11 protein-coding genes are annotated in these 13,613 nt (G+C 69.3%); 8 read left to right on the plus strand and 3 right to left on the minus strand.

What is annotated here, in order from left to right; translation table 11 throughout:
• Window positions 1–3 precede the first annotated feature (3 nt).
• From J2X21_RS03925 to J2X21_RS03935, 3 genes are read left to right on the plus strand one after another with little or no spacing between them, the layout of a single operon-like run.
• Window positions 4–1,143 carry an ABC transporter substrate-binding protein gene (locus J2X21_RS03925; protein ID WP_404666575.1) on the plus strand — a complete coding sequence of 380 codons (1,140 nt, stop codon included), beginning with the start codon at window positions 4–6 and terminating at the stop codon, window positions 1,141–1,143.
• Window positions 1,140–3,182: a phenylacetic acid degradation bifunctional protein PaaZ gene (gene paaZ / locus J2X21_RS03930; RefSeq protein WP_310325113.1), complete on the plus strand. Its 2,043-nt coding sequence runs from the start codon at window positions 1,140–1,142 to the stop codon at window positions 3,180–3,182. Before J2X21_RS03925 ends, paaZ begins: the two co-directional genes overlap by 4 nt.
• Before the next feature lie 54 nt (window positions 3,183–3,236).
• Complete coding sequence (locus tag J2X21_RS03935) at window positions 3,237–3,512, plus strand: MmcQ/YjbR family DNA-binding protein (protein WP_310325115.1); 276 nt, start codon at window positions 3,237–3,239, stop codon at window positions 3,510–3,512.
• On the opposite strand, the gene J2X21_RS03940 is transcribed toward J2X21_RS03935, so the two are convergent.
• Window positions 3,502–4,236 (minus strand): C40 family peptidase, encoded by a 735-nt coding sequence (locus J2X21_RS03940; protein ID WP_310325117.1) that lies wholly within the window; start codon window positions 4,234–4,236, stop codon window positions 3,502–3,504. The genes J2X21_RS03935 and J2X21_RS03940 overlap by 11 nt on opposite strands.
• A gap of 238 nt (window positions 4,237–4,474) precedes the next feature.
• Here J2X21_RS03940 and J2X21_RS03945 point away from each other — a divergent pair, with 238 nt between their 5' ends.
• Window positions 4,475–6,370: a propionate--CoA ligase gene (locus tag J2X21_RS03945; protein WP_310325119.1), complete on the plus strand. Its 1,896-nt coding sequence runs from the start codon at window positions 4,475–4,477 to the stop codon at window positions 6,368–6,370.
• 65 nt (window positions 6,371–6,435) lie between these two features.
• Complete coding sequence (locus J2X21_RS03950) at window positions 6,436–8,406, plus strand: M3 family metallopeptidase (protein ID WP_310325121.1); 1,971 nt, start codon at window positions 6,436–6,438, stop codon at window positions 8,404–8,406.
• A gap of 41 nt (window positions 8,407–8,447) precedes the next feature.
• Here the strand turns inward: J2X21_RS03950 and J2X21_RS03955 are convergent, their stop codons facing one another.
• Both J2X21_RS03955 and argH read right to left on the minus strand, forming a co-directional pair.
• Window positions 8,448–8,927, minus strand: a complete 480-nt coding sequence (locus J2X21_RS03955) for a hemerythrin domain-containing protein (protein WP_310325123.1) — start codon at window positions 8,925–8,927, stop codon at window positions 8,448–8,450.
• Window positions 8,924–10,327: an argininosuccinate lyase gene (argH, locus tag J2X21_RS03960; protein ID WP_310325125.1), complete on the minus strand. Its 1,404-nt coding sequence runs from the start codon at window positions 10,325–10,327 to the stop codon at window positions 8,924–8,926. Before argH ends, J2X21_RS03955 begins: the two co-directional genes overlap by 4 nt.
• A gap of 66 nt (window positions 10,328–10,393) precedes the next feature.
• On the opposite strand from argH, the gene J2X21_RS03965 reads away from it, so the two are divergent.
• The 3 genes from J2X21_RS03965 to J2X21_RS03975 all read left to right on the plus strand — a co-directional run bounded on the left by J2X21_RS03965 (window position 10,394) and on the right by J2X21_RS03975 (window position 13,526).
• Window positions 10,394–11,509, plus strand: a complete 1,116-nt coding sequence (locus tag J2X21_RS03965) for a sensor histidine kinase (RefSeq protein ID WP_310325127.1) — start codon at window positions 10,394–10,396, stop codon at window positions 11,507–11,509.
• On the plus strand, window positions 11,506–12,336 hold the full coding sequence (locus J2X21_RS03970; RefSeq protein ID WP_310325129.1) for a LytR/AlgR family response regulator transcription factor: 831 nt from the start codon (window positions 11,506–11,508) through the stop codon (window positions 12,334–12,336). The genes J2X21_RS03965 and J2X21_RS03970 overlap by 4 nt, the downstream gene beginning before the upstream one ends.
• A gap of 86 nt (window positions 12,337–12,422) precedes the next feature.
• Window positions 12,423–13,526, plus strand: a complete 1,104-nt coding sequence (locus tag J2X21_RS03975) for a hypothetical protein (protein WP_310325131.1) — start codon at window positions 12,423–12,425, stop codon at window positions 13,524–13,526.
• The last annotated feature ends 87 nt before the right edge of the window (window positions 13,527–13,613 follow it).

Consider the following 13,613-nt stretch of genomic DNA (forward strand, 5'->3'; position numbering starts at 1 on the left):
AAAATGTTCAAGCAAGTTGCCGTTGCCCTCGCCGCTTCCATCGCCCTGGCCGCCCATGCGGACATCAACGTCGGCGTCACGGTCTCGGCCACCGGTCCTGCGGCTTCGCTGGGCATCCCGGAGAAGAACACCTTCGCGCTGATGCCCACCACCATCGCCGGCCAGAAGGTCAACTACATCGTGCTGGACGACGCGTCCGACACGACCACCGCTGTCGCCAACACGCGCAAGCTCATCACCGACAACAAGGTCGACATCGTCATCGGCTCCACCGTCACGCCCAACTCGCTGGCGATGATCGACGCGGTGTCCGAGTCCGGCACGCCCATGATCTCGATGGCCGCGTCGGCCCGCATCGTGGAGCCCATCGACGCGAAGAAGAAGTGGGTCTTCAAGACGCCGCAGAACGACATCATGATGGCGCTGGCCATCGTGACCCACATGGTGGACAACGGCATCAAGACGGCCGGCTTCATCGGCTTTGCCGATGCCTACGGCGAAGGCTGGTGGGGCGAGTTCAACAAGATCGCCGCGGCCAAGAAGCTCAACATCGTCGCGAGCGAACGCTACAACCGCACGGACACGTCCGTCACCGGCCAGGTGCTCAAGCTCGTGGCCGCCAAGCCCGACGCCATCCTCATCGCCGGCTCGGGCACGCCCGCCGCACTGCCGCAGAAGGCGCTGAAGGAGCGCGGCTACGCCGGCAAGATCTACCAGACCCACGGCGTGGCCAACAACGACTTCCTGCGCGTGGGCGGCAAGGACGTGGAAGGCACGCTGCTGCCGTCCGGCCCGGTGCTGGTGGCGGCGCAACTGCCGGCCGACCATCCGGTGAAGAAGAGCGCCGAGGCCTACATCGCCAAGTACGAGGCGGCGCACGGCAAGGGCTCCGTGTCCACCTTCGGCGGCCACGCCTGGGACGCCGGCCTGCTGCTGGCCGCCGCCGCGCCGGAAGCACTGAAGAAGGCCCAGCCGGGCACGTCGGCCTTCCGCGCCGCGCTGCGCGACGCGCTGGAGAACACGAAGAACGTGGCTGGCGCACACGGCGTGTTCAACATGTCGGCCGGCGACCACCTGGGCCTGGATCAGCGCGCCCGCGTGATGGTGCAGATCAAGGATGGCAAGTGGGTCTTGATCAAGTGAGCACGCTTCAGAGCTACATCGCCGGCCGCTGGGTCGGCGCCACGGCCGCCAAACCGCTGGCGAGCGCGATCAACGGCCGGGTCGTCGCGCACACCCACGAGGAAACGCTCGACTTCGCGGAGGCGATGAGCTTTGCGCGCGGCACGGCCTTGCCCGGCCTGCTGCGCACGCATTTCCAGGACCGCGCCCGCGTGCTGAAGGCGCTGGCCGCCTACCTGCTGGAACGCAAGGAGCAGTTGTACGCGATCAGCGCCCACACGGGCGCGACGCGCAGCGACTCGTGGATAGACATCGAAGGCGGCATCGGCACGCTGTTCGCTTACGCGTCCATCGGCGGCAAGGACCTGCCCAGCAGCAACGTGCTGCACGAAGGCCCGCCCATGCGGCTGGGCGCCAACAACCACTTCATCGGCAGCCACGTGCTGGTGCCCAAGCGCGGCGTGGCGCTGCACATCAACGCGTTCAACTTCCCGATGTGGGGCATGCTGGAGAAGTTCGCGCCCAGCTTCCTGGCGGGCATGCCCTGCCTGGTGAAGCCGGCCACGGCCACCAGCTATGTGGCCGAGGCCTGTGTGCGCCTCATCGTCGACTCGGGCCTGGTGCCGGCCGGCGCGCTGCAGTTGATCATCGGCGGCACGGGCGACCTGTTCGAGCGGCTGGATGAGGCCGACGTGGTCACCTTCACCGGCAGCGCCGACACCGCGCTGATGCTGAAGGCGCACCCCAACCTGCTGAAGAAGAGCATCCCGTTCAACGCCGAGGCCGACAGCCTGAACTGCGCCATCCTGGCGCCCGACGTGACGCCGGACGACCCGGAGTTCGACCTCTTCATCAAGGAGGTCTCGCGCGAGATGACGGCCAAGGCCGGCCAGAAGTGCACGGCCATCCGCCGCACCATCGTGCCGGCGAAGCTGGTGGATGCGGTGGCCACGGCACTGAAGGCGCGCCTCAGCAAGACCGTGGTGGGCGACCCCGCCCTGGAAGGCGTGCGCATGGGCGCGCTGGCCAACAAGGCCCAGCAGGCCGACGTGGCCGAGCGCGTGGCGCAACTGGCGAAGAATTGCGAGTTGCTGCTGAGCGAGCGCGACGGCTTCGCGCCCAAGGGTGAGGGCGTTGGCGATGGCGCGTTCTACGCACCCACGCTGCTGCTGGCGCGCGACGCGTCCGCCAGCGACGCGCATCACCTCGAGGCCTTCGGCCCGGTGACGACGCTGATGCCCTATGGCGACTTCGAAGAAGCCCTGCACCTGGCCACGCTGGGCCGCGGCAGCCTGGTGGGCACCGTCTGCACCAAGACGCCGGCGCTGGCCGCGCAAGCCGTGCCGACCTTCGCCGCCTGGCACGGCCGCATGCTGGTGCTGGACCGGGAAGCTGCGCTCGAGAACACCGGTCACGGCTCGCCGCTGCCCAAGCTCAAGCACGGTGGCCCCGGCCGCGCCGGCGGTGGCGAGGAACTGGGCGGCCTGCGTGCGGTGAAGCACTACCTGCAGCGCTGCGCGGTGCAGGGCTCGCCAACGATGATCTCCGCCGTCACCGGCGAGTACCAGCGTGGCGGCACGGTCACCGAGAGCGACGTCCACCCGTTCCGCCGCTACTTCGAGGACGTGGAAGTGGGCATGAGCCTGCTGACGCACCGCCGCACGGTGGGCGAGGCCGACATCGTCGCGTTCGGCGGCCTGTCGGGCGACTACTTCTACATGCACTTCGACGAGGTCGCGGCCAAGGAATCGCCGTTCGGCCAGCGCATCGCGCACGGTTACTTCGTGCTGTCGGCGGCCGCGGGCCTGTTCGTGAGCCCGGCCCCAGGCCCGGTGCTGGCCAACTACGGCCTGGAGAACCTGCGCTTCGTCACGCCGGTCGCCATCGGCGACACCATCCAGGCGCGCCTGACCGCCAAGCGCAAGATCGACCGCCCGCCGCGCGACGACCAGCCTGCACAAGGCGTCATCGGCTGGGACGTGGCCGTGACCAACCAGCGCGGCGAGCTGTGCGCGAGCTACGAGATCCTGACGCTGGTGGCCAAGCGGGTCGCAGGCTGATGGATTCCGCCAAGGCCCGCGAGCTCGCGCTGGCCTTGCCCCGGTGCGGTCGAGATGCCGCATCACGAGCTGACGTCGTTCCGCCTGCCGGGCAGCAAGGGCCGCATCTTCGCGACGATGACGCCCGACGGCGCAGAGCTGCGCGTGTTCATCCAGGACGACGATGCCCGCGATGCGTGGATCGCGCGCGAAGCGGGCGTCGTCGAGCCGCTGTTCTGGGGCGCCAAACGCTGCGGCGTGAAGCTGCTGCTGGCAAGAGCCAGTCCGGCGTGGGTCAAGGAGTTGCTCGGCCAGGCCTGGCGCGAGCTGGGCGGCCCCGTCAGCGGGTGACGGTGGCGCTGTTGTTGCCTTCGGCCGCGGCCTTGAGGTCGGCGCGGCGCGCGCCGGTGAAGCGCTTGGCCCAATAGGCGTCGCGCATGTCTTCCACGCGCACGGCGCTGCCGGTGCGCGGCGCATGGATGAACTTGCCTTCGCCGACGTAGATGCCCACATGGCTGAAGGTGGCGCGCATGGTGTTGAAGAACACCAGGTCGCCCGGCTTGAGTTCGTCCTTGCGGATGGACAACAGGCTGTTCATCTTGGCCTGCTCGTCGGCGCGGCGCGGCAGCACCAGGCCCACGCTCATCTCGAAGATGTGGCGCGTGAAGCCGCTGCAGTCGAAGCCGTTCTCCACCGAGTTGCCGCCCCGCGTGTAGCGCACGCCCAGGAAGTTCATCGCCGACAGCACCAGGTCGGAGGCCGTGTCGCGCACGCTGCTCAACAGCCGCGACGGTGCGCTCTGCTCTGAAGTGACCAGCAGGCCGCGTTCACTGAGGAAGCGGCTGACGGCGTCCTGCCCCGTTGCGGTCGTCGCGGTGGCCGGCTTGGCGGCCTTGTCGGTCGCGGCCTGCTGCTGCAGGCTCTGGCCGTAGGCGCCCGTCATCGTGCCCGGCGGCGGCGTCGATGCATTGATGGTGGAGGCCTGGGCCACGCCTTGCGCATGCGCAGCGCAAGCCACGGCTAGCAGGCCGGCGGCAGCAATGCGATTCAGCAGGGCAATGGAGACCAGGGACATTCGAGACGAGAGAGACCGGGAACGGGCCGCGAGGGCCGGATAGCAGAGTGGGTACAGCGGCGCGGAGGGTAGGGGGGGCACCCGGCAGCGTCAACCAAAGCGGAAGTAAAGCGCGCGATTTTCAGGGCAAACCCCGGTACCTCAAGCGTCTCTCTTCGTAAAAACCCTGAAATTCCTCACGCCGGCGGCTTGCGCGAGGTCAGACTGCCGTCAGTGCCCCCGGGCCACACTCGTTCCCATGAGCCCGACCGCCTACGCCGACTTCCACGCCCGCTCGCTGACCGAGCGCGATGCCTTCTGGGCCGAACAGGCCAAGCGCATTGACTGGCAGACCCCGCCACAGCAGATTTGCGATGCCAGCCAGCCGCCGTTCGCGCGCTGGTTCGTCGGCGGCACGACCAACCTGTGCCACAACGCGGTGGACCGTCACGCGGCCACGCGGCCCGGTGACCGTGCGCTGATCTGGGTGTCCACCGAGGTGGGCCAGGAAAAGGTCTACAGCTTCGCGCAGCTGCAGGCCGAGGTGGAGGCCATGGCCGCCATGCTGCTCGCGCAGGGCGTGGGGCCCGGTGATCGTGTGCTGATCTACATGCCCATGATTCCGGAGGCCGCGTTCGCGATGCTGGCCTGCGCGCGCATTGGCGCCATCCATTCGGTGGTGTTCGGCGGTTTCGCGTCCGTGAGCCTGGCCAGCCGCATCGACGACGCGGTGCCCACGCTCATCGTCAGCGCCGACGCGGGCAGCCGTGGCGGCAAACGCGTGGCCTACAAGCCGCTGCTGGACGAGGCCATCACGCTGGCCCAGCACAAGCCGGCCGCCGTGCTGATGGTGGACCGCGGCCTGGTGCCGTTCGAACGCGTGGCGGGCCGCGACCTGGACTACGCCGAACTGCGCCGCCGGCACGACGGTGCCCGCGTGCCCTGCGCCTGGCTGGAGAGCAACACGCCCAGCTACACGCTGTACACCAGCGGTACGACCGGCAGGCCCAAGGGCGTGCAGCGCGACGTGGGAGGCTATGCGGTGGCGCTGGCCGCCAGCATGGACTGGATCTTTGGCGGCAAGCCCGGCGAGACCTACTTCTCCACCAGCGATATCGGCTGGGTCGTGGGGCACAGCTACATCGTCTACGGCCCGCTGATCCACGGCATGGCCACGTTGATGTACGAGGGCACGCCGGTGAACCCCGATGCCGCGGTGCTGTGGAGCCTCGTCGAGAAGTACCAGGTCACCGTCATGTTCAGCGCGCCCACCGCCGTGCGCGTGCTGAAGAAGCACGACGCCGTGCTGCTGAAGCGGCACGACCTGTCGTCCTTGCGCGCGCTGTTTCTGGCCGGCGAGCCGCTGGACGAGCCCACCGCGCGCTGGATCGCCGAGGGCCTGGGCGTGCCTATCATCGACAACTACTGGCAGACGGAGACCGGCTGGCCGCTGCTGACCGTGGCCCACCACATCCCGGGCGTCGAAGCCGTGCCCACCCGCCTGGGCTCACCCGGCGTGCCCATGTACGGCTATGACGTGAAGCTGCTGGACGAGCAGACCGGCGTCGAGCTGACCGGGCCGGATCAGAAGGGCGTGCTGGCCATTGCTCACCCGCTGCCGCCCGGTGCGCTGCAGACCGTGTGGGGCGACGACGCCCGCTTCGTGAACACCTACTGGCGCAGCATTCCTGGCCGCGAGGTCTATTCCACCTTCGACTGGGCCACGCGCGACGCCGACGGCTACACCTTCATCCTGGGCCGCACCGACGACGTCATCAACGTGGCGGGCCACCGGCTGGGCACGCGGGAGATCGAGGAGTGCATCTCGGGCCATGCGGCGTTGGCGGAGGTGGCCGTGGTAGGTGTGGCGGATCAGCTCAAGGGCCAGGTCGCCATCGCCTTCGCCGTGCTGCGCGACGCGGCGCTGGCGTCGCCCGCGCTGGAAGGCGAGATCATGAAGCACGTGGACGCGCAACTGGGCGCCGTGGCCCGGCCCGCGCGCGTGCTGTTCGTGACGCTGCTGCCCAAGACACGCTCCGGCAAGCTGCTGCGTCGCGCGCTGCAGGCTGTGGCCGAAGGCCGCGACCCGGGCGACCTGACGACGCTGGACGATCCCTCGGCGCTGGCCCAGGTGAAAACCCTGCTGCACAAGTAGGGGCGTGAGGAACGGCCGGCCGTGGCCGTCACCGCAGAATCGGCGCCTTCCCACGAGGAGCCACGATGAAGACCGCCCTGACCACGCTGGCCAGCCTGCTGCTGGCCGCCACCGCGCAAGCCCAACCCAAGCTGCCCGGCCCCAACTTCCCCACCTACAACAGCGTCGCCGATGTGCAGACCCGCTGTGATGCGGGCCTCAAGGGCGCCAAGCAGCGCGTCACACAGCTGGAGAAGCGCAAGGTCGACGCCGGCTGGCTGGCCGCGCTGGACGACCTGACGGTCTACTTCGAGGATCACCAGTACCCCAACGACTTCATCCTCAACGTCCACCCGGTCAAGGCCATCCGCGATGCGGCCCAGGCCTGCTCGCTGCGCTGGGCCGACTTCAGCTCCAGCCTGGGCCAGAACGAGAAGCTGTTCCGCGCGCTGCAGAAGGCGCCCAAGAAGGACGGCATCGACGCCGAGTTCGTGCGCTTGGCCTCGGGCCAGTTCGAGGACACGGGTGTGGCGCTGCCCAAGGCCAAGCGTGAGCGCGCCAAGCAGATCCTGGACAAGCTGACCGAGCTGGACCAGCAGTTCAACAAGAACATCCGCGACGCTGGCACCCGCGTGGCCTTCACCGAGGCCGAGTTGAAGGGCGTGCCCGCCAGCGTGTGGGAGAAGGCCAAGCGCGACGAGCAGGGCCGCATCGTGCTGGGCGTGGACTACCCCAGCTATGTGCCGGTGATGCGCAGCGCCGAGAGCGAGGCCGCGCGCCAGCGCATGTGGCTGGCCAAGACCAACGAGGGCGGCCAGCCCAACCTGGACCTGCTGGCCCAGATCGTCACGCTGCGCGGCGAGTACGCCAAGTTGTTCGGCTTCGACAACTACGTGGACTTCAACCTGCGCCGCCGCATGGCCAAGGACGGCGCGACGGCGACGAAGTTCCTCGATTCCGTGACCGGCGCCGTCAACGCGCGCGAGAAGACCGAGCTGCAGGAGCTGCGCGCCGCCAAGGCCCAGCACGTGGGCACGGCGCTGGACGCCACCACCGTGCAGCGCTGGGACGCCACCTTCTACGGCGAACGCCTGAAGCGCGAGAAGTTCAGCGTCGACCAGAACGCGTTCCGCCCCTACTTCCCGCCGCAGGCCAGCCTGGAGTTCTCGATGAAGATCATCGAGCAGCTGATGGGCGTGAAGTACCAGCGCGTGGACAACACACTGTGGCACGACGAGGTGCAGACCTATGTCGTCAGCGACGCGGCCTCGGGCCAGCCCATCGCGCAGATGTACGTGGACCTGTACCCGCGCGACGGCAAGTACAACCACGCCGCCGTGTGGCCGCTGCGCGGCAGCGCCACGCGCGCGGGCCGCACGCCGGCCGCGGCGCTGGTCGTCAACTTCGACCGGCAAGGCCTGACGCTGGACGAGGTCGAGACGCTGCTGCACGAGCTGGGCCACGCGGTGCACGTGAACCTGTCCAAGACCCGCTATGCCGCGACCGCAGGCACGGCCGTCATGCACGACTTCGTCGAGGCGCCGTCGCAGATGCTGGAGGACTGGGTCTACGACAAGAACGTGCTGAAGCTGATGCAGGCCGTTTGCGCCGACTGCAAGCCGGTGCCCGACGCGATGGTGGCGCAGGCGCAGGCCGCCAAGCACTACGGCAAGGGTGGCCAGTTCGGCCGCCAGCACCTGTACGCCAGCTACGACATCACGCTGCACCAGCAGGCCAAGCCCGAACCGCTGCCGCTGTGGGCCAAGATGGAAGGCGCCACGCCGCTGGGCCATGTGAAGGACACGAAGTTCCCGGCCGGTTTCGCCCACATCGCGGGCGGCTATGGCGCGGGCTACTACGGTTACCTGTGGAGCCTGGTGGTGGCCATGGACCTGCGCACGGCGTTCGAGAAGGACAAGCTGGGCGCCGACGCCGGCAAGCGCTATCGCGACGCGGTGCTGGGCCAGGGCGCGCAGAAGCCGGCGCCGGAACTGGTCAAGGACTTCCTGGGCCGCGAGTCGAACTCGCAGGCGTTCTTCGAGTACCTGAAGAAATAAAAACGGGCCGCGAAAGCGGCCCTTTCTTCATGTGCGGCGCTTCAGTGCCCGCAGCTGCTGGAGCCACAGCCTGAGTCGGTGGCTTCGGCGGCTGCAGGCTCACGGCACTCGCCCGTCACCGGGTCGAAGCCACGCTGCTCCATCGTGAACACCAGCGCCGCGTCCATCGCCTCGGCATGCTGCGGGAACCAGCCCGCCAGCTCGGTGCGCAGGATGTTCAGCGGCTCGCGGTCGTTCAGCTCGGTCGCGTAGCGCAGCGCCTCGCGCATCACGTTCAGCACCATCGCGTGCTGGCTGCTGTGGCAGTTCTGCGCCTCGAAGCCGCAGCGCGCCATCCAGTCCTCTTCCATCGCGAAATGGGCCTCGGTGTGGGCCAGCAGCGCGTGGTAGGCGGGCAGGGCGTCCACGCCGTCGTCCAGCGCGCTGCCGAAGGCATTCAGCAGGCCGACGAATTCCTCGTGCGTGTCGTCCAGCGTGGGCTGGTTCAGTACCAGCCGGTCGGTCCAGGCAAGCGTGGTCATGCGAGACGGGCGCGGTGGCGCGCGATCTGAGCGCGGACTTGGGCCGGCGCCGTGCCGCCCAGCACGTTGCGCGCGTTCAGCGAGCCTTCCAGCGACAGCACGTCGAACACATCGGCCTCGACGCGGGCGTCGAAGGCCTTCAGCTCGTCCAGCGACAGCGCGGCGAGGTCCACGCCCTTGGCGGTGGCGGTCTTCACTGCGTGCGCGACGACCTCGTGCGCGTCGCGGAAGGCCACGCCCTTCTTGACGAGGTAGTCGGCCAGGTCGGTGGCGGTCGCGTGGCCCTTCAGCGCCGCGGCGCGCATGGCCTCGGGCTTGGCGGTCAGGCCGGCCAGCATGTCGGCAAAGATGCGCAGCGTGTCCTTCAAGGTGTCCACCGTGTCGAACAAGGGTTCCTTGTCCTCCTGGTTGTCCTTGTTGTAGGCCAGCGGCTGGCCCTTCATCAGCGTGACGAGGCCCACCAGGTGGCCCACCACGCGGCCGGTCTTGCCGCGCGCCAGCTCGGGCACGTCGGGGTTCTTCTTCTGCGGCATGATCGACGAGCCCGTGCAGAACGCATCCGGCAGCGCGATGAAGCCGAAGTTCTGGCTCATCCACAGGATCAGCTCCTCGGACAGCCGCGAGATGTGCAGCATCACCAGCGTGGCCGCCGACGTGAACTCGATCGCGAAGTCGCGGTCGCTTACGGCGTCCAGGCTGTTCTGGCACACGCCTTCCATGCCCAGCGTCCTGGCCACGCGCTCGCGGTCCAGCGGGTAGCTGGTGCCGGCCAGCGCGGCGGCGCCCAGCGGCAGGCGGTTCACGCGCTTGCGGGTGTCCAGCATGCGCTCGGCGTCGCGCGCGAACATCTCCACATAGGCCAGCAGATGGTGGCCGAAGCTGACCGGCTGGGCCACCTGCAAATGGGTGAAGCCGGGCAGGATGGTGTCGGCGTATTGGCCGGCCTTCTCGACCATGACGGATTGCAGGGCCTTGAGCAGGCCGGTGATCTCGTCGATCTCGCCGCGCAGCCACAGGCGCACGTCGGTGGCGACCTGGTCGTTGCGGCTGCGGCCGGTGTGCAGCCGCTTGCCGGCGATGCCCACGCGCTCGGTCAGGCGGGCCTCGATGTTCAGGTGCACGTCTTCCAGGTCCAGCTTCCAGTCGAACTGGCCGGCCTCGATCTCGGCGGCGATCTCGTTCAGGCCGCGCTGGATGGCGGCATGGTCCTCGGCGCTCAGGATGCCCTGCGCCGCCAGCATCTCCGCGTGCGCCAGGCTGCCGTTGATGTCGGCGCGCCACAGGCGCTTGTCGAAGCCCACGCTGGCCGTGTAGCGCTTGACCAGGTCGCTCATGGGTTCGGAGAACAGGGCGGACCAGGCTTGGGACTTGTTGGCGAGTTGGTTGTCGGACGTAGACATGGGACGGGCTAGGAGATTCAACGCGCACAATCGCGCAGCCCGGCATTATCGAACGCAGCCTCCGACATGCTTTCGTCACTCTTCAAGCGCCGCCCCGCGCCCCGTCACAGCGTCTGGCACGACTCGATGCAGGTCAGCCAGTGGCTGGGCTTCACGGCCACCGAACTGCCCGAACTGCCGGAGCTGAGCCGCGCGCCGCTGCTGGATCCCACCCGCGCCTTCGACGTCTGCCACGTGGGCCTGGTGCTGCGCGCCGTGCTGGGCGTGCAGTTGCTGCTGGCGCTGGGCATGGCGCTGGTGGCGCGCGATGCCGGCCAATGGCTGACGCTGACGGCCAGCGGCACCGTGGTGACCCTGTTTGCCGTGCTGTCCTGGCTGCTGGCCGTCTGCGCCGCCAGGCGACTGTGGCCGCGGCTGGCCGAACCGGTGCAATGGCTGGCGCTGATGAGCCTGGGCGCGCTGAGCGCCGCTCTGGGCTTCTCGCTCTACAACCTGACCAGCGAGGAGCCGGCCTCGGCCTGGCGCTGGGCCAGCATTGCGGCGTCCGGCGCCAGCGGTGCGGCCGTGCTGCTGGCCTGGCTGAAACTGCGCGAGCACAGCCAGCGCCCGGCCGATGCACTCGCCCAACTGGTGGAACTGCAGTCGCGCATCCGCCCGCATTTCCTGTTCAACACGCTGAACAGCGCCATCGCGCTGGTGCAGATCGACCCCGCCCGCGCCGAAGGCGTGCTGGAAGACCTGGCCGAGCTGTTCCGCGTCGCGCTGGCCGATTCCAGCGCATCAGTCACGCTGGCCGAGGAGGTGGAGCTGGCGCGGCGCTACCTGGCGATCGAGCAGATCCGCTTCGGCAAGCGGCTGCGCGTGGAGTGGCAGCTGGACCCGGCCGCCGACAACGCCCGCCTGCCGCCGCTGTTGCTGCAGCCGCTGGTGGAGAACGCCGTGCGCCACGGCGTGGAGCCCAACGACGACGGCGGCGAGCTGCAAGTCAGCACTGCGCGGCGCGGCGCCGAGGTCGAGATCCGCATCGTCAACACTGTGGGCGCGCCGGCCCGCATCGCCGGCCACGGCCTGGCACTGCGCAATGTGCGCCAGCGCCTGCGGCTGATGCACGACGTCGCCGCGCGCTTCGACCTTGAATCCACCGACACTCGCTTCTCCCTGCGTCTCGTCCTGCCGTTATGAGCGTCCTGCGCGTCCTTGTCGTTGACGATGAACCCCTGGCCCGGCTGCGCTTGCGCGGCCTCGTGGAGGCCATTGCCGAGCCGCGCTGCGAGGTGCTGGCCGAGGCGGCCACCGGCACCCAGGCGGCCAGCTGGCTGCGCGAGCATGGCTGCGACGTCGTGCTGCTGGACGTGCAGATGCCCGGCGCCGACGGCCTGCAGTTCGCCGACGGTCTGGCCCAGCGCGTGGCCGCCGGCCAGCCGGTGCCGTTGATCGTCTTCGTCACCGCGCATGCGATGCACGCGCTGCGCGCGTTCGAGCTCGACGCGGTGGACTACCTGACCAAGCCCGTGCGTCGCGAGCGCCTGCAGGCCGCGCTGGCGCGCTGCGCGCAGCGGCTGTCCGAGCGCGCGGCGGCGCAGGCCAATGCGCCGCTGCCGGCCGGCGACGCCCCGGCCGTGCTGGAGGCCGACTTCATCACCATTTCCGACCGCGGCCGGCTCAAGCGCGTGCCGGTGGCCGAGGTGCTGTATTTCAAGGCCGAGCTGAAATACGTGACGCTGCGCACCGCCAGCGAAAGCCATGTGCTGGACGGCGCGTTGTCGGAGTTGGAACAACGCCTGGGCGACCGCTTCCTGCGCATCCACCGCAACGCGCTGGTGGCGCGCTGGGCCGTGCGCGAGCTGGAGCGGCATGCGCCCACCAGCTTTGGCGAGCTGGACGGCGGCGACGGCGGCGAGTCCGCCGACAGCTGGGCCGTGCGCATGGTGCATGTGGACGAATGGCTGGCCGTGTCGCGCCGCCAGGTGGCGGCGGTGCGGGAGGCGCTGGCGGGGCAGGGGCGGTGAGGCCTGCCGCGAAGCGCGCCTGGCGTTGGGGCGCTCTCGTGCTACTGGGATTGCTGGCACTGCCGGTGTCTCGCGTGGTTCTGTCTATGCGTGCCGACGAGCCAGCCAAAGCTGCCGAACGGGTCCGTGCTGCGCCCGCAGCGGCGGCCGCATCCGACGCGCCTGCGGTCGTTGTCCGCCGGGCGAATGCCGAGACGCCGCCGCCGGTGTCCGATCCTGTATCGGGTGGGGTGGCGACGGCCGATGCGATGCAGATCCCGCCCACGGGGCTGGAATTCTGCGACGTGCGGCGCGTGTCGGCAGACGAGTTGCGGCGCTGGAAGGCGGACCCGGTGCATGGCAAGGCGCAGGCCGCCGACATCGAGGCGCAGATGCAGCGCCAAGGGGAGGCGGCGTTGGCGCAGATCGCCGCACGCTTGGCCGCTGGCAGCGAGCGTCAGCAGGTGGCGGCGCGGCTGCTGATGCGGGATGCCGATGGCGCCGCGTTGCTGGCCCAGCGCAGCAGCGACGCGCAGGCTTATCAGATGGCGCTGACTGCCTGCGGATCGCACGTCGCACCCGAGACGCCGAACTGCGCGCGCCTGGATGCGCGCCGCTGGGCCGAACTGGACCCGTCGGACGCGCGACCGTGGCTGCGGCTGATGGACGCAGCGTTGCAGCGCCGCGATCCCGCCGCAGTGGACGAGGCACTGGCGCAGGCGGCCGCACGCCCGCGGCTGTCGCGCGGCGAGTATTTGCTTGAAGCTCAGGCGATGGCCGCCGCGCCGGCGGCGCCGGATGTGGCGGGGTTCGGCAATGCGCTGGTCATGACCATCGGCTTCGACGCCGCGATGATGGGGGTCGACATGGGTGCGCCGATTCGTGCCTGCAAGGGCGACGCGTTGAAGGATGCGATGCGGCTGGCGCACTGTCGGGCGGTGGCGCGTCAGGTGCTGGCAGGCGCGACCGACCTGATCGACGCGACGCTGGCCCAGAAGCTGGCGGACCGCGTCGGCTTGCCGCCCGAGCAGCAGGCGCATGACGCGGCGACGCTGAAGACAGCGGGGCAGCGTCTTTCCCAGCATATGAGCGAGGACATCGGCATGGATTGCGCGGGCATGCGGCGCATACATCGCCTGTCTGCCACGCGTGCGGCCGACGGCGACTTGGCGATGGCGTTGGCGCTGTTGCCGGCGCGGCCCGCGCGCTGAGGTGCGGCCCGTATGCTGTGGTCATGACCGTGTTGTTACGCCGCTCACTTGGTGGCGCCCTGATTCTTGTCCTGCTGGCCGGTGTTG

It is taken from the genome of Roseateles asaccharophilus, assembly GCF_031458115.1.
GTDB classification, from domain to species: Bacteria; Pseudomonadota; Gammaproteobacteria; order Burkholderiales; family Burkholderiaceae_C; genus Pelomonas; species Pelomonas asaccharophilus_A.